The organism is Burkholderia sp. RF4-BP95 (assembly GCF_001521985.1).
GTDB classification, from domain to species: domain Bacteria; phylum Pseudomonadota; class Gammaproteobacteria; order Burkholderiales; family Burkholderiaceae; genus Burkholderia; species Burkholderia diffusa.
On record NZ_LOSX01000029.1, the window covers coordinates 17,688 to 32,866 of the forward strand.

Below are 15,179 nucleotides of genomic sequence, written 5' to 3' on the forward strand. Positions count from 1 at the left end.
CTGCGCGCGCGTCACACGTATCCGGTCGGCCCGCTCACCGGACGGCGCTCGAGCGACGCCGACCACAGCGTGAGCGCGAGCGCGGCGACCGCCATCGCGGCACCGACCCACGGCAGGTTCACGAGCGACACGCCGGAGCCGATCGCCATCCCGCCGAGCCAGGCGCCCGTCGCGTTGCCGAGGTTGAACGCGCCCTGGTTCAGCGTCGACGCGAGGTTCGGCGCGTCGCTCGCGCGATCGACGATCAGGATCTGCAGCGGCGGCACGATCGCGAACGCGAGGATGCCCCACACGAAGATCGTCGCGAGCGCCGCGAACGGCAGGTGCATCGTGCCCGCGAACAGCGCGAGGACGATGCCGATCAGCGCGAGCGTCGCGATCAGCGACGGCATCCGGCGCCAGTCGGCGAGCTTGCCGCCGAGCGTGCCGCCGACGGTCAGGCCGAGACCGAACAACAGCAGCACATAGGTGACCTGGCGCGGCGAGAAGCCCGTCACGTCCTCGAGGATCGGCGTGATGTACGTGAACACGCTGAACAGGCTCGCGGACGCCAGCACGCTGATGCCGAGCACCATCAGCACCTGCGGATGCTTCAGCACGCTGAATTCCCGCGTGATGCTGGTGTCGGGCATCGCGAGGTTCCTTGGCAGGCACACCGCGAGCGCGGCGGCCGCGGCGATGCCGATGCCGGTGACCGCCCAGAACGTCGCGCGCCAGCCCCAGGCCTGGCCGAGCGCGGTGCCGAGCGGCACGCCGAGCACGTTCGCGAGCGTGAGGCCGGTGAACATCAGCGCGATCGCCTGCGCGCGCCGGTTCGGCGCGACGAGGTTGCTCGCGACCACCGAACCGATCCCGAAGAACGCCCCGTGGCAGAACGCGGTGACGACGCGCGCGGCCATCAGCACCGCGTAGCCGGGCGCGATCGCGCAGAACAGGTTGCCCGCGATGAACAGCCCGATCAGGCCCATCAGCGCGCGCTTGCGCGGCATTCTCGCGGTGACGATCGCGAGGATCGGCGCGCCGATCGTCACGCCGAGCGCGTAGCCCGACACGAGCATCCCGGCGGCCGGGATCGACACGCCGAGGTCGCGGGCGACGTTGGGCAGCAGCCCCATGATCACGAACTCGGTGGTACCGATTCCAAATGCGGCGACGGCAAGGGCGAAAAGAGGTAATGGCATCGCGGTGGGCTACGGAAAGGCCGCGGCCCGAGGCCGGCGCGGGATGCGCGCGGCGGGCGGGGCGGGGGGACATCAGCCGCGATTCTACTTCAGTGAAAACCCCTATGCTCGGGGCCAAAACGGATGTTGCCGGCGTGCGACGCGGTAGCAGCCGCAGCGCGTCACAGTGTGGGATTGGACGATGTCCGACGTCGGTTAACGCGACAAAATTCGGGTCGGAGCGACGCCGGAGGCGCGGCGCTTTTCGCGCGCCGCCGGCTCGATTAGCGCTCGGGCAGGGCGCCGGCTGGCGTCGAGTCGGAGCGGTCGCCCGGTACGGCTGCCTCGGGCGACGGCGACGATCCGCCTGTCGTGCCGGCGTGTGCCGTGCAATCGGCGGCCTGCGTCGCCGGCGCGTCCCAGCCGTTTTCGAACAGGCAGGCCTCGATCGGCATGCGCGCGGCCCAGCGCTCCTGTTCGAGCATCGGTTTCGCATAGAACGCATCGACGTGCCCGACGCACAGCACGGCGATCGGCTTCGCGCCGGCCGGCATGCCGAGCAGCGTGCGCAGCGCGTCGACGTCGAACAGCGACACCCAGCCCATCCCGAGCCCTTCGGCGCGCGCGGCGAGCCACATGTTCTGGATCGCGCAGGCGGCGGACGCGAGGTCCATCTCCGGCAGCGTGCGGCGGCCGAACACGTGGCGCTCGCGATCGTCGGTCAGCGCGACGACCAGCAACTCGCCGCATTCGCGCACGCCTTCGACCTTCAGCCGCATGAATTCGTCCTGCCGCTCGCCGAGCGCGTCGGCGGTCGCGCGGCGTTCGGCCTCGACCAGCGCGTGGATCGCGGTGCGCAGCGCGGGATCGGTGATGCGGATGAAGCGCCACGGCTGCATGAAACCGACGCTCGGCGCGTGGTGCGCGGCGCGCAGGAGCCGCGCGAGCGTGGCCGGATCGACGGGCGCCCGCGTGAAGTGGCGCATGTCGCGCCGTTCGAAGATGGCGCGGTAGACCGCGGCAATGGCGGAGTCGTCGAAACGCATGAGCGGCAGAAGCAAGGGGGAAGTCGGCGCAACGATAGCAGACGCCGGCCGCGCGGCGTTACATCAGTCAAAACAAAATGACGAATCGTTGACGGATCGCGTGCGCCGCGCGCCGTGGATCAGCGCCCCGTCGTGACGACATTGGTCGGCGTGCCGGCGTGCCACGCCTCGATGTTCAGCAGTGTCGTATGCGCGATCTCGGCGAGCGCCTCGCGCGTGAAGAACGCCTGGTGCGACGTGACGATCACGTTCGGGAACGTGAGCAGGCGCGCGAGGACGTCGTCCTGCAGCGGCAGGTCGGAGTGATCCTCGAAGAACAGACCGCTTTCCTCTTCGTACACGTCGAGCCCGAGATGGCCGAGCTGCCCGCTCTTGAGCGCGTCGACCAGTGCCTGCGCGTCGACGAGGCCGCCGCGGCCGGTATTGATCAGCATCGCGCCGTGCTTCATCCGCGCGAGCGTCTGCGCGTTGATCAGATGGTGCGTCGACGGCAGCAGCGGGCAGTGCAGGCTGACGATGTCCGATTGGTGCAGCAGCTCGTCGAGCTCGACGTAGCGCGCGCCGAACGCGATCAATTCGTCGTCGTACGGCGGCATCGAGTGCGCGAGCACGTGCATCCCGAAGCCCATCATGATTTTCGCGAACACGCTGCCGATCAGGCCGGTGCCGATCACGCCGACGGTCTTGCCGTGCAGGTCGAAGCCGAGCAGGCCGTTCAGCGAGAAGTCGCCTTCGCGCGTGCGTGCGACCGCGCGCGGCAGCCGGCGGTTGAGTGCGAGGATCAGCGCGACCGCGTGTTCGGCAACGGCATGCGGCGAGTACGCCGGCACGCGCACGACGGCGATGCCGAGCCGCTCGGCGGCCGCCAGATCGACGTGGTTGAAACCCGCCGAGCGCAGCGCGATCAGGCGCGTGCCGCCGTCGGCGAGCCGTTCGAGCACGGCCGCGTCGACGGTGTCGTTGACGAACGGACACACGACCTCGTAGCCGTGCGCGAGGATCGCGGTTTCCGCGTCGAGGTGCGACGGCTGGAAGTGCAGCCGATAGCCGAATTGCCGATTGGCGGCGGTAAACGATTCGTCGTCGTACTGCCGGCTGCTGAACAGGATCACACGCACGCTGCACCTCCGATGGCTGTCGCGTGCAGTTTACTGCAGGCCCGTCTGCCGGCCGGTGACGATGTCGGCGCGATCGGGCGTGCGCAGGAAGCCGTAACCGGTCCGCTCGCGGGCCCCCTGCGCGCCGAAGTGCTCGAGCGCATGCTCGACGAAGCTGCGCGTGCGGGCCGGCACGTACTGGCGGTTCGGGTAGACGAGCGACAGTTGCGCGTCCGGGTCGTCGATCCGGTAGGCGGGCAGCAGCCGCACGAGCGTGCCGGCGGCGAGCGCGTCGGCGATGCTCGGCTCGGGCAGCACCGCGATGCCGGACCCGGCGACGGCCGCCGCCTGCACGAGCGCCAGCTGGTTGACCGTGCAGGTCGGGCGCACCGTGATCGAATGCGTGGCGCCGTCGTGGCCGACCAGCCGCCACGCGGGCGCATGCTGGTGCGGCGCGAGTGCGACCCAGTCGTGGCCCGGCAGGTCCTCGGGGGCGCGCGGCTCGCCGCGCCGTTCGAGATACGCGGGCGCCGCGCACGCGACGAACGGGTTCGGCGCGAGTGCGTGGCCGATCAGCGTCGGGTTGCCGTCGAGCCGGTCGCCCGTCGCGATGCCGACGTCGTAGCCGGAATCGAGCACGTCGAGCGGCCCTTCGGCGACGGTGAGCTGCACGCGCAGTTCGGGGTAGCGGTGCCGGAAGCTGTTGACGAGCGGCGTGAGCGCGAGCGGCGACAGCAGCCCCGACGCGACGACCCGCAGCGTGCCGGCGGGCTCGCGCACGGCGTGTGCGACGGACGCCTCGAGGTGGTCGAATTCCTCGAGCAGCGCACGGCAGCCGTCGAGGTAGCGCAGGCCGGCCTCGGTCAGCGACAGGTTGCGCGTGGTGCGGTGGATCAACCGCGTGTTCAGGTGAGACTCGAGCATCGCGATCGAGCGCGTGACGAGCGCATTGGACACGCCTAGATGGTGCGCCGCGCGCCGGAAGCTCTGCTGTTCGGCGACGCAGACAAACACACGCATGGTCTGAATCTGGTTCATGGCTCGCGGATTTCTGGCCCGGTTGATTGATTTTGGTTGTGATTTTTCGTTGCGCGACCTGGAAAACCGTCGCGTGACACCGGGGTTCCGGCCCGTATCGAAAAATCGGTTTTCGATTCTGCAGACGATTGTTCATTACAGAACCGATATCCGTCAACCTGAGAAAAAGGGCGGGTTGCGTAAAATCGAAATCGCGGGTATCGATTTAGCGGGGCAGTGTCGCGTGTGTATGCCGTGGATAGCCGGAATTGAATTGAGTGAAACTGCCGGCGGTTTGAATATTGTCAATTTAAATCAATGCATTACGCGTGATCGTGTGTGGCCAGGCGCGGTAATGGGTGAAATCGCTCACCAATTGATGCCGCGATAATGGATGTTTTTTACCGGGCCCGGTTTTCGTGGACCGATTCCATCCCGCGCGATTTTTATCGTGATGGCCGGTATTCCGGCCGATGCATGTATCGTGCAGAACGCGGGCATCCGGAGCGCGTCGCCATACTGCGCGAGAAAATCGCGGACATCGAACTGCGGATGGAACCGTTACGCATCCGCACGGCAATGCCGCGGCATGGCGAAATCCGCTCATGCGGCGCAGGCGCGGAAGGCTGGCCCGGTCCGTCGACCGGGCCAGCGTCGCGCTGTCCGGCGGCGCGTGCCTCTTGCGCGCGGGCGCGGAACGCGGAATGATCGATCAGTTCGCCATGCCGTGCGGCGAACGATGTCCGAGCGTTTTCTTCCTTCCTCCTTGACCTGCCATGTCCATCGATTACTCGCCGATTCCCTGTCCCGTCGTCGTGCCGCTCGACGCGATCCTGCCCGAAGAACCGCTGCTGATGATGGGGGCCGGCCCGGTCCCGATCCCGGCCGCCGTCGCGAAGGCGAACACGATCGTGATCAACCACCTCGGCGCGACGATGGCGAAGATCATCGAGCAGGTGAAGGAGATGGCGCGCTACGTATTCCAGACCCGCTCGAAGTGGGTGCTCGGCGTGGCCGGCCCCGGCTCCGCCGCGATGGAGATGGCGATTTCGAACCTCGCGTGGCGCGGCACGCGCGTGCTGTCGATCCGCAACGGCTTCTTCAGCGCGCGGATGGCCGAGATGGCCACGCGCGTCGGCGCCGACGTCGCCACGCTCGAGGTGGCCGACCGCGCGGTCGCGAGCCTCGACGAGATCGCGGACGCGATCGCGCGCGAGCGGCCCGAAATCGTCACGATCGTGCAGGGCGAGACGTCGAACACCGTGTGGAACCGCGATCTGCGCGACATCGCCGCGCTCGCGAAGGCGGCCGGCGCGCTGGTCGTGGTCGACGCGGTGTGCACGCTGTCGACGATGCCGCTCGAGATGGACGCATGGGGCATCGACGCGGTGATCACGGGCGGCCAGAAGGGGCTGTCGTCGATCCCCGGTGTGTCGCTGATCGCATTCTCCGACGCCGCGTGGGAGCGCATGAAGCAGCGTCCGGAACCGAACGCGCACTGGTGCCTCGACATGGCGCTCGCGGAGAACTTCTGGCACAACGCGGGCTACCACTACACGGCGCCGGTGTCGGGCGTGCTCGCGCTGCACGAGGCGCTGCGGCTCGTCTGCGCGGAGACGCTCGAAAGCCGCTTCGCGCGCCATCTGCGCTGCTCGCTCGCGCTGCAGGCGGGCGTCGAGGCGATGGGGCTCACGCTCTATGCGCCGAAGGACTGCCGGCTCAACTCGGTGGTCGGGATCGAGACGCCCGAAGGGCTCACGCCGGGGATGGTGTGCGGCCATATCTCGAAGCAGTACCAGGTCGAGATTTCGGGCTCGTTCGGGCTGCCGATCGTGCGGATCGGGCAGATGGGCGAACAGTGCCGCGAACACAACCTGTTCCGCACGCTGCACGCGTTCGGCCGCACGATGGACGACCTGAAGGTGCCGGTCGACCTGCCGGCCGGCGTGGCCGCGCTCGAGCAGGAACTGTCGCGGCGCGGTACGTAAGCGGAGAGCGGAGAGTGGCGAGGCGGGTGCGCTGCACGAAGCCGCCTCGTCGACGGCCGGGGTGCGTGGCGTTCAGCCGCCCTGCATCGCGCGCCGGTACGCGTTCGGCGTCGTGCCGTGCGCGTCGCGAAAGCGATGGCTGAAGTGGCCGGCGTTCGCGTAGCCGCATTCGGCCGCGACCTGCGCGAGCGGTAGCGTCGTCGTGCGCAGCAGCAGCCGCGCCCGCGCGAGCCGCTGCTCGGCCACCCACGCGTGCGGCGCGCGGCCGAACGACAGCCTGAACATCCGCGAGAAATGGTATTCGGACAGCGCGGCGACGTTCGCCAGTTCGCCGAGCGTCAGCGGCTGCGACAGGTAGCTGTCGATATAGTCGCGCACGCGGCGGCGCACGGCCGGCGCGAGCCCGCCGCGGAACGGCACATCGGTGCGCGTCGTGCTCTGGCCGCGCAGCAGCAGGCTCAGCACGTCGTGCGCGGCTTCGTTCACGCGCAGCCGTCCGTCGGCATCGTCCCAGCGTTCGAGCGCGAGCGAACGGAACTGCGCCGCGACGCGCGCATCCTCGAAATAGGTGCGGTCGGCCAGCTTCAGCTCGCGCGGCTCGCGATCGAGCTCGCGGATCGCGCGCTGCGTGAAGTGCTCGGGCAGGAAGTACAGGTGGATGAAGTGCATCTCGCCGCGCACCCACCAGCGCGATTCATGGTCGCCGGGCAGCGCGCACAGCAGGCTCGGCGCGCCGTAGCGCGGCACGCGTTCGCGCTCCGTCCGGTAGCCGCCGTCGAGATAGCACGACAGCGTATGGTGGCCGGGCTGTTCGTAGATCGTCTCGCTTTCGTCGGTGATGCGCGTCCATTCGGCGATCGCGAGATGGTCGCCGAGCCACGCGAAGCGTTCGAGCGTCGCGTTCGCCTCGGCGAGCGTGCGGCACACCGACTGCAGGCCGAACGGCATCGCACCGCCGGCAAGGGCGGCCGCGTGGTCGGCGGGCGGGGCGTACAGGGGCGAACTCATGATGGGGCGAGTATAAGCGCGCGCGAAGCGCGCCGTGCGGACGCCCGAAAAAGACCGCAATTCCGGACAATCCGCTCCGGCAGGGTGGCGGCACAGTCGGAGTCCGTTTCACTCGTTCCGCTTCGTTGCCGCCATGAACCTGTCGCTTTATTTCGTCACCGTGCTGATCTGGGGCACCACCTGGATCGCGATCAAATGGCAGCTCGGCGCCGTGCCGCCGCCCGTGTCGATCGCGTGGCGCTTCTGGCTCGCGGCCGCCGTGCTGTTCGCGCTGCTGCGCGTGATGCGCCGGCCCGTGCGCCCGCCGCGCGAGGCGTGGCGCTACCTCGTCGCCCAGGGCTTCGCGCTGTTCTGCCTGAATTTCCTGTGCTTCTACTATTCGGAGCAGGTCGTGCCGAGCGGCCTCGTCGCCGTGATCTTCTCGACCGCGCCGCTGCTGAACTCGATCAACGGCCGGCTGTTCATGGGCCGCCCGCTGCGGCCGTCCGCGATCGCCGGCGCGCTGCTCGGGCTGACCGGCATCGCATGCCTGTTCTGGCAGCAGATGGCCGGTCACCTCGACGATCACGCGACCTGGACGGGCCTCGCGATCGCGTTCGCGGGCACGATGTGCTTCTCGGCCGGCAACCTGTTGTCGAGCCGGATGCAGTCGATGGGCCTGCACCCGCTCGCGACCAACGGCTGGGCGATGCTGATCGGCGCGGCGATCCTGACGATCGGCAGTGCGGTGGCCGGGCTGCCGTTCATGATCGACCCGAACCCGCGTTATCTCGGCGCGCTTCTCTATCTGGCCGTGCCGGGCTCGGTGATCGGGTTCACGGCCTACCTGACGCTCGTCGGACGGATCGGGCCCGAGCGCGCCGCGTACTGCACGGTGCTGTTCCCGATCGTCGCGCTGGCCGTGTCGACGGTCTTCGAGGGCTACCAGTGGTCGCCGCTCGCGGTGCTCGGGCTGCTGCTCGTGCTGGCCGGCAATCTCGTCGCGTTCGACCTGACGCGCCGGTTGTTCCTGCGCACGGCCTGACCGGGGCGGCCGCCGCGATCGCCGCCGGAAACAAAAACGCCCGCGCGATGCGGGCGTTTTCCTTTGGGCCGCCAGGGCAGCGGCCGCCTGGCCGGCCGGCGAGCGGTTCGCTCAAGCCGCCGCGCCGCTCCCCGCGACCCGCGCCTGCCGCTGGTACAGCATCATCGACAGCGCGACGCCCGCCGCCGCGGCCACCGCCGCGAACAGGAACACCTGCGGATAGCCGAATTCACCGGCCACATAGCCCGCGAGCGGGCCCGTGATGCCGAGCGACAGGTCGAGGAACACCGAATACGCGGACAGCGCCGCGCCGCGGCTTGCCGGCGGCACCAGCGCGACCGCCTCGACGCCGAGCGCCGGGAAGATCAGCGCGAAGCCGAAGCCGGTCAGCGCGGCGCCGACGAGCGCGACGTGCGGCACGGGCGCGAGCCACAGCAGCACGAGGCCCGAGCATTCGAACGCGAACGACACGATCGCGACGCGGAAGCCGCCGTAAGTCTTGATCGTGTTCGCGAACAGCAGGCGCGCGCCGATGAACAGCGTGCCGAACACGGTCAGCGACAGCGCGGCGTTCGGCCAGTGGCGCGCCGCGTAGTACAGCGTGACGAAGGTCGCGATCGAGCCGAAGCCGGCGGAGCCGAGCGCGAGACCGAGACCGTGCGGCAGCACGCGCGTGAACACGCTCGCATACGACATCCGTTCGCCGTGCACGAGCGGCACGGAATCGATCAGGCGTGCGAGATAAAAGCCGGTCGCGGCGAGCGCGATCACGATCACGCCGATCAGCGCCGGATTCAGCGTATGCGCGATCGCGACGCCGACCGGCGCGCCGAGCGCGAGCGCGCCGTAGGTCGCGATGCCGTTCCACGAGATCACTTTGGCGTTGTGCGCGACGCCGACCCGCCCGATGCCCCACAGGATCGCGCCGGTGCCGCACAGGCTCTCGCCGACGCCGAGCACGAGCCGGCTCGCGACCAGCAGCACGAGGCTCGCGACCGGCCAGTGGGCCAGCAGCAGCGCGACGAGCAGCAGCACGCCCGACACGCCGCAGCCGATCAGCCCGCGCAGCACCGTCTGCTTCGGCCCGAGCGTGTCGGCGAAGCGCCCGGCGAGCGGGCGCGACGCGAGCGTCGCGAAATACTGGACGCTGATCGCGCCGCCCGCGACGATCGCGGAAAAGCCGAGGTCGTCGTGGACGAAGCCCGGCAGCACGGCGAGCGGCAGGCCGATGGTCAGGTAGCAGATGAACGTGAAGCAGACGACGGACACGATTTGCAGCGTGACGGCAAACCCGCTGCGCGGCGATGTGGCGGAATCGGTGGACATGGGGTCGGATCGAATGGGCGAAACGGAACGGAAGACGGCGAAAAACGGAATCGGGATTTTCCCATGGAACCGGTTTTCCCGCAGGGACCATTTAGTTAATCGCGCCCCGTTTCCGTTGCCGAAGAATCGCTGACGGCGCGGCGCCGGCAAGCCCGGAATCCAGATGGAGCAAGGCGCGCGCCGCCCGTCGGGCGGCCTCGACGCCCATATCGCGACAGTTATATGGGCCCCATGCGTGATGGGCTATGGGTTGCGGAATTTGATGGTGATAGCGTGCAAACTGTCAGAGAAACGTCGGTCGAGCGCCCCGCGCAGGCCGCCTTGCCCCCACTTGAAGAACGAACGAGACATGAGTGAGCCGATCCGCTTCTACCATCGTCACGCGGTCCGCGAAGTCAGCGGCGCGGACGTCACCCGCACCGTGCTGCAGTATCTGCGCGAGGACGCGCACTGCACCGGCACCAAGGAAGGCTGCGCGGAAGGCGACTGCGGTGCGTGCACGGTCGTCGTCGGCGAGCTGACCGACGCGGGCACCGTCGCGTTCAAGGCCGTCAACGCCTGCATCCAGTTCCTGCCGACGCTCGACGGCAAGGCGCTGCTGACGGTGGAAGACCTGCGCCAGCCGGACGGTTCGCTGCATCCGGTGCAGCAGGCGATGGTCGATTGCCACGGGTCGCAATGCGGGTTCTGCACACCCGGTTTCGTGATGTCGATGTGGGCGCTGTACGAGAAGCATGGCCACGAAGGCTGCGGCAGCGCGTGCGCAAAGGCGAAGGACGTGCCGACGCGCACCGAGATCGCCGATGCGCTGACCGGCAACCTGTGCCGCTGCACCGGCTACCGTCCGATCGTCGACGCGGCCGTGCAGATGTTCGACGCGACCGGCGAAGGTGCGCCGGCGTCCACCGCGCCGGTCGACACGGCCACGCTCGCTCGTACGCTCGCGTCGCTCGAGCGCGACGGCACGTTCGACTACACGACGCCCGACGGCGCGCGCTTCGCGGCGCCGCGCACGCTCGACGCGCTGGCCGCGCTCAAGGCCGAGCGTCCCGCCGCGCGGATCCTCGCCGGCAGCACCGACATCGGCCTGTGGGTCACCAAGCAGATGCGCCGTCTGGACGACCTGATCTACGTCGGCCAGATCGCCGAATTGCAGAACGTCGTGCACGGCGACGACTGGATCGAGATTGGCGCGGGCGTGACGGTCGAGAACGGGTATGCGGCGCTTGCCGGCACGTATCCCGAACTGACCGAAATGTGGAAGCGCTTCGCGTCGCTGCCGATCCGCAACGCGGGGACGATCGGCGGCAACGTCGCGAACGGTTCGCCGATCGGCGACTCGATGCCGGGCCTGATCGCGCTCGGCGCGCGGGTCGTGCTGCGCGGCGGCGACACGGTGCGCGAGCTGCCGCTCGAGGCGCTCTACACCGGCTATCAGCAAAAGGACATGGCGCCGCACGAATTCGTCGTCGGCCTGAAGGTGCCGACCCGCACCGGCGCGCGCGCGAAGCTGCAGTTTCGGACGTACAAGCTGTCGAAGCGGTTCGACTCCGACATTTCGGCGGTGTGCGCGGCGTTCGCGTTCATCGCGGACGGCGAACTGATCCGCGAGCCGCGCATCGCGTTCGGCGGGATGGCCGCGACGCCGAAGCGCGCGACGCACACGGAAAGCCTGCTCGACGGCGCGCCATGGCACGAAGCCACCGCGCAGGCCGCGATGCAGGCGCTCGAGCGCGACTACCAGCCGCTCACCGACATGCGTGCGACGAGCGCGTATCGCCTCGATACCGCGAAGAACCTGATGTACCGATTCTGGCTGGAGACGCGCCCGCACGACCCGCTGCCGCCGCAGGCGCTGAACGTGCGTGAAGTGGCCGCCGAAGTTGCCAACGACGCGGCGCGCGTCTGACGAGGGAGAACACCGAACATGAACCAGCAAGCAGAACCGTTCCTGAACACCCTCGACCCGCAGGCCGACGCGGCGCAGGTGCACGTCTCGCGCGCGCACGAATCCGCGCACCTGCACGTGAGCGGGCGCGCGACCTACACCGACGACATCCCGCTCGTCGCGGGCACGCTGCACGCGGCGCTCGGGTTGTCCGCGAAGCCGCACGCGAGGATCCTGTCGATGAACTTCGACGCGGTGCGCGCGACGCCCGGCGTGGTCGCCGTGTTCACGGCCGACGACATCCCCGGCGTGAACGACTGCGGCCCGATCATCCACGACGACCCGGTGCTCGCGAAGGGCATCGTGCAGTTCGTCGGCCAGCCGATGTTCATCGTCGTCGCGACGTCGCACGAAATCGCCCGGCTCGCCGCGCGCCGCGCGCAGGTCGACTACGAGGAGCTGCCCGCGATCCTGACCGCGCAGGATGCGCGCAAGGCCGAAACCTACGTGATCCCGCCGCTGAAGCTCGCGCGCGGCGACGCGGCCGCGCGCCTGGCCGCCGCGCCGCATCGCGAGTCGGGCGAGATGCTGCTCGGCGGCCAGGAGCAGTTCTACCTGGAAGGGCAGATCGCCTACGCGGTGCCGAAGGACGACGACGGGATGCACGTGTACTGCTCGACGCAGCACCCGAGCGAGATGCAGCACCTCGTCGCGCACGTGCTCGGCGTCGCGTCGCACAACGTGCTGGTCGAATGCCGCCGGATGGGCGGCGGGTTCGGCGGCAAGGAATCGCAGTCGGGCCTGTTCGCGTGCTGCGCGGCGCTCGCCGCGTGGAAGCTGCTGTGCCCGGTGAAGCTGCGCCCCGACCGCGACGACGACATGATGATCACCGGCAAGCGGCACGACTTCCACTACCGCTTCGACGTCGGCTACGACGACGACGGCCGCCTCGACGGCGTCGCCCTCGACATGACGTCGCGCTGCGGCTTCTCGGCGGACCTGTCGGGCCCGGTGATGACGCGTGCGGTATGCCATTTCGACAACGCGTACTGGCTCGGCGACGTCGCCATCGCCGGCTACTGCGGCAAGACCAACACGCAGTCGAACACCGCGTTCCGCGGTTTCGGCGGCCCGCAGGGCGCGTTCGCGATCGAGTACATCCTCGACGACATCGCGCGCTCGCTCGGCCGCGATCCGCTCGACGTGCGCTACGCGAACCTGTACGGCAAGACCGAACGCAACGTGACGCCTTACGGGCAGACGGTCGAGGACAACGTGCTGCACGAACTGCTCGGCGAACTCGAGACGACGAGCGACTACCGCGCACGGCGCGCGGGCGTGCGCGAATTCAACGCACGCAACGCGGTGCTGAAGAAGGGCATCGCGCTCACGCCGGTGAAGTTCGGCATCGCGTTCAACGTCACGCACTTCAACCAGGCCGGCGCGCTGGTGCACATCTATACCGACGGCTCGGTGCTCGTGAACCACGGCGGCACGGAGATGGGGCAGGGGCTCAACACGAAGGTCGCGCAGGTGGTCGCGCACGAGCTCGGCATCCGCTTCGGCCGGATCCGCGTGACGGCGACCGACACGAGCAAGGTCGCGAACACGTCCGCGACGGCCGCGTCGACGGGCTCCGACCTGAACGGCAAGGCCGCGCAAGATGCGGCGCGCCAGCTGCGCGAGCGCCTCGCGGCGTTCGCGGCGAAGCAGTTCGGCGACGGCAAGGTCGACGCGGCCGACGTGAAGTTCGGCAACGACTTCGTCTGGATCGGCGGCGCGAGCGTGCCGTTCGGCGAGGTGATCGCGAAGGCATATCTCGCGCGCGTGCAGCTGTGGTCCGACGGGTTCTACGCGACGCCGAAGCTGTACTGGGATCAGTCGAAGCTGCAGGGGCGGCCGTTCTACTACTACTCGTACGGCGCGGCCGTGTCGGAAGTCGTGATCGACACGCTGACGGGCGAGATGCGCACGCTGCGCGTCGCCGCGCTGCACGACGTGGGCGCTTCGCTGAACCCGGCGCTCGACATCGGCCAGGTCGAAGGCGCGTTCATCCAGGGGATGGGCTGGCTCACGACCGAGGAGCTGTGGTGGAACGCGGGCGGCAAGCTGATGACGCACGCGCCGTCCACGTACAAGATTCCGACCGTCAACGACACGCCGCCCGAGTTCAACGTGCGGCTGTTCCAGAACCGCAACGTCGAGGACAGCATCCACCGGTCGAAGGCCGTCGGCGAACCGCCGTTGTTGCTGCCGTTCTCGGTGTTCTTCGCGGTGCGCGACGCGATTGCCGCGGTCGGCGACTACCGGATGAATCCGCCGCTCGACGCGCCGGCCACCGGCGAGTCGATCCTGCGTGCGGTGAATGCGGTGCGCGCGGCGAGCGCCGCGCGGGCAGGCTGACATGAAACGGCCCGCCGGCTCACTGCACTCGCCGCATGCCGCGTCGCATGCGCCCGCCGCCGGTTGCGACGGCGCGTGCGGCAACGCGGCGTCGCCGATACGGACGTTCGCGCCGGGCACCGGCCGGCGCCCCCGCGCGAGCGCCGCGCCGCCGCCGATGCACATCGTGCTGTTCGGCGCGGGGCACGTCGGTCATGCGCTCGTCACGCTGCTCGGCGCACTGCCGTGCGTCGTGCAGTGGGTCGACACGCGCGACGAACTGTTCCCGGACGAATGTCCGCCGAACGTGCAGCCGGAGCCGACCGACACGCCGGAGGCCGTCGTCGACGCGGCGCCGCCCGGCGCGTACTTCCTCGTGATGACGCACAACCACGCGCTCGATTTCTCGCTCGCCGCGCAGATCATGCGGCGGCGCGACTTCGCGTACTTCGGGATGATCGGTTCGCGCACCAAGCGCGTGAAGTTCGAACGCCGGCTCGCGGCGCGCGGCGTCGATCCGGCGCGGCTCGCGGAGATGGTGTGCCCGATCGGCATCGCGGGCATCGTCGACAAGGCGCCCGGCGCGATCGCGGTGGCCGTCTGCGCGGAACTGCTGCAGGCCCGCTCGGGCATGGCGGTGGCCGACACGAAGGCGGCCGCGGCGGGGCGCGTGCGCGACGACGCGAGCTGCGCGCGGTAAGGACGGGTAACGACGCAGGTCGGCACGCCCGACGCACGTCCGCGCGTTTTTGCCTACACTGCACGGATCGCGCGGCATCGGGCCGCGCGTCATTTCGTGCAGGCACCATGTCCGATCCCCAGGTCTATCTCGACGCACTCGATGCAAGCCTCGTCGACATCGAGCGCTGGCTGTCCGGCACCGATACGTCACCCGCGGCGCTCGATGCGCTGATCGCAGCTTTTTCCGCCGATTTCACGATGATCATGACCGACGGTCGCGCGCTCGACCGCGACGGCACGCGCGCGCTGTTCGCGACGCTCGGCGGCGCGAAGCCGGGGCTGCGCATCGCGCTGTCGGACATCCGCGTGCTGATGGCCGACGCATCGCACGCGGTGCTCACCTATGTCGAAGCGCAGCAGACGGCATCGGGCGAACTGCCCGCGCGTCGCGCGACCGCCGTGTTCGCGCGCGACGCGGCAGGCATCGTGCGCTGGACCCATCTGCAGGAAACTTTCTGCACGGCCTGAGCGCCGGCGCTGCGTCGTCGCGCGCAGGCAATGC

At 69.2% G+C, this 15,179-nt stretch carries 13 protein-coding genes; 7 read left to right on the forward strand and 6 right to left on the reverse strand.

The annotated features are described in order from the left end of the window. Positions 1 to 11: 11 nt before the first annotated feature. The 4 genes from WS46_RS12500 to WS46_RS12515 form a co-directional block, all read right to left on the reverse strand. On the reverse strand, positions 12 to 1,181 hold the full coding sequence (locus WS46_RS12500) for an MFS transporter (protein ID WP_059530493.1): 1,170 nt from the start codon (positions 1,179 to 1,181) through the stop codon (positions 12 to 14). Between the two features lie 263 nt (positions 1,182 to 1,444). Further along, complete coding sequence (gene bluB, locus WS46_RS12505; RefSeq protein WP_059690707.1) at positions 1,445 to 2,206, reverse strand: 5,6-dimethylbenzimidazole synthase; 762 nt, start codon at positions 2,204 to 2,206, stop codon at positions 1,445 to 1,447. A gap of 119 nt (positions 2,207 to 2,325) precedes the next feature. Then, positions 2,326 to 3,324 carry a 2-hydroxyacid dehydrogenase gene (locus WS46_RS12510; protein WP_059690708.1) on the reverse strand — a complete coding sequence of 333 codons (999 nt, stop codon included), beginning with the start codon at positions 3,322 to 3,324 and terminating at the stop codon, positions 2,326 to 2,328. Positions 3,325 to 3,354: 30 nt separating this feature from the next. Next, positions 3,355 to 4,341: a LysR family transcriptional regulator gene (locus WS46_RS12515; RefSeq protein WP_059690709.1), complete on the reverse strand. Its 987-nt coding sequence runs from the start codon at positions 4,339 to 4,341 to the stop codon at positions 3,355 to 3,357. Between WS46_RS12515 and WS46_RS35280 the strand changes: the two genes are divergently transcribed. Together WS46_RS35280 and WS46_RS12520 are read left to right on the forward strand one after the other, a co-directional pair. After that, positions 4,340 to 4,711: a hypothetical protein gene (locus WS46_RS35280; RefSeq protein WP_156443128.1), complete on the forward strand. Its 372-nt coding sequence runs from the start codon at positions 4,340 to 4,342 to the stop codon at positions 4,709 to 4,711. The two genes, WS46_RS12515 and WS46_RS35280, sit on opposite strands and share 2 nt — an antisense overlap. A 385-nt stretch (positions 4,712 to 5,096) precedes the next feature. Continuing rightward, on the forward strand, positions 5,097 to 6,308 hold the full coding sequence (locus tag WS46_RS12520; RefSeq protein WP_059530482.1) for an alanine--glyoxylate aminotransferase family protein: 1,212 nt from the start codon (positions 5,097 to 5,099) through the stop codon (positions 6,306 to 6,308). Between the two features lie 72 nt (positions 6,309 to 6,380). On the opposite strand, the gene WS46_RS12525 is transcribed toward WS46_RS12520, so the two are convergent. Then, the gene (locus WS46_RS12525) at positions 6,381 to 7,316 is read right to left on the reverse strand and encodes an AraC family transcriptional regulator (RefSeq protein ID WP_059530479.1); all 936 of its coding nucleotides are present in this window, start codon (positions 7,314 to 7,316) and stop codon (positions 6,381 to 6,383) included. 133 nt (positions 7,317 to 7,449) lie between these two features. On the opposite strand from WS46_RS12525, the gene WS46_RS12530 reads away from it, so the two are divergent. Then, on the forward strand, positions 7,450 to 8,340 hold the full coding sequence (locus WS46_RS12530; RefSeq protein ID WP_059690710.1) for a DMT family transporter: 891 nt from the start codon (positions 7,450 to 7,452) through the stop codon (positions 8,338 to 8,340). 111 nt (positions 8,341 to 8,451) lie between these two features. On the opposite strand, the gene WS46_RS12535 is transcribed toward WS46_RS12530, so the two are convergent. Continuing rightward, a complete protein-coding gene (locus tag WS46_RS12535; protein WP_059690711.1) occupies positions 8,452 to 9,666 on the reverse strand; it encodes an MFS transporter in 1,215 nt (404 codons plus the stop codon). Between the two features lie 349 nt (positions 9,667 to 10,015). On the opposite strand from WS46_RS12535, the gene xdhA reads away from it, so the two are divergent. The 4 genes from xdhA (at position 10,016) to WS46_RS12555 (ending at position 15,145) form a co-directional block, all read left to right on the forward strand. Beyond that, entirely contained in the window at positions 10,016 to 11,575 is a 1,560-nt protein-coding gene (xdhA, locus tag WS46_RS12540; RefSeq protein ID WP_059690712.1) for a xanthine dehydrogenase small subunit, read from the forward strand. Between the two features lie 18 nt (positions 11,576 to 11,593). Continuing rightward, entirely contained in the window at positions 11,594 to 13,957 is a 2,364-nt protein-coding gene (gene xdhB, locus WS46_RS12545; RefSeq protein WP_059690713.1) for a xanthine dehydrogenase molybdopterin binding subunit, read from the forward strand. Position 13,958: 1 nt separating this feature from the next. Further along, entirely contained in the window at positions 13,959 to 14,636 is a 678-nt protein-coding gene (gene xdhC / locus WS46_RS12550) for a xanthine dehydrogenase accessory protein XdhC (protein WP_059690835.1), read from the forward strand. Between the two features lie 107 nt (positions 14,637 to 14,743). Continuing rightward, positions 14,744 to 15,145 (forward strand): hypothetical protein, encoded by a 402-nt coding sequence (locus tag WS46_RS12555; protein WP_059690714.1) that lies wholly within the window; start codon positions 14,744 to 14,746, stop codon positions 15,143 to 15,145. The last annotated feature ends 34 nt before the right edge of the window (positions 15,146 to 15,179 follow it).

Coding starts and splice junctions, on each gene's coding strand:
- xdhA (WP_059690712.1), top strand. CDS start 10,016: ATGAGTGAGCCGATCCGCTTCTACCATCGTCACGCGGTCCGCGAAGTC.
- WS46_RS12535 (WP_059690711.1), bottom strand. CDS start 9,666: ATGTCCACCGATTCCGCCACATCGCCGCGCAGCGGGTTTGCCGTCACG.
- xdhC (WP_059690835.1), top strand. CDS start 13,959: ATGAAACGGCCCGCCGGCTCACTGCACTCGCCGCATGCCGCGTCGCAT.
- bluB (WP_059690707.1), bottom strand. CDS start 2,206: ATGCGTTTCGACGACTCCGCCATTGCCGCGGTCTACCGCGCCATCTTC.
- WS46_RS12525 (WP_059530479.1), bottom strand. CDS start 7,316: ATGAGTTCGCCCCTGTACGCCCCGCCCGCCGACCACGCGGCCGCCCTT.
- WS46_RS12530 (WP_059690710.1), top strand. CDS start 7,450: ATGAACCTGTCGCTTTATTTCGTCACCGTGCTGATCTGGGGCACCACC.
- WS46_RS12555 (WP_059690714.1), top strand. CDS start 14,744: ATGTCCGATCCCCAGGTCTATCTCGACGCACTCGATGCAAGCCTCGTC.
- xdhB (WP_059690713.1), top strand. CDS start 11,594: ATGAACCAGCAAGCAGAACCGTTCCTGAACACCCTCGACCCGCAGGCC.
- WS46_RS12515 (WP_059690709.1), bottom strand. CDS start 4,341: ATGAACCAGATTCAGACCATGCGTGTGTTTGTCTGCGTCGCCGAACAG.
- WS46_RS35280 (WP_156443128.1), top strand. CDS start 4,340: ATGGCTCGCGGATTTCTGGCCCGGTTGATTGATTTTGGTTGTGATTTT.
- WS46_RS12500 (WP_059530493.1), bottom strand. CDS start 1,181: ATGCCATTACCTCTTTTCGCCCTTGCCGTCGCCGCATTTGGAATCGGT.
- WS46_RS12520 (WP_059530482.1), top strand. CDS start 5,097: ATGTCCATCGATTACTCGCCGATTCCCTGTCCCGTCGTCGTGCCGCTC.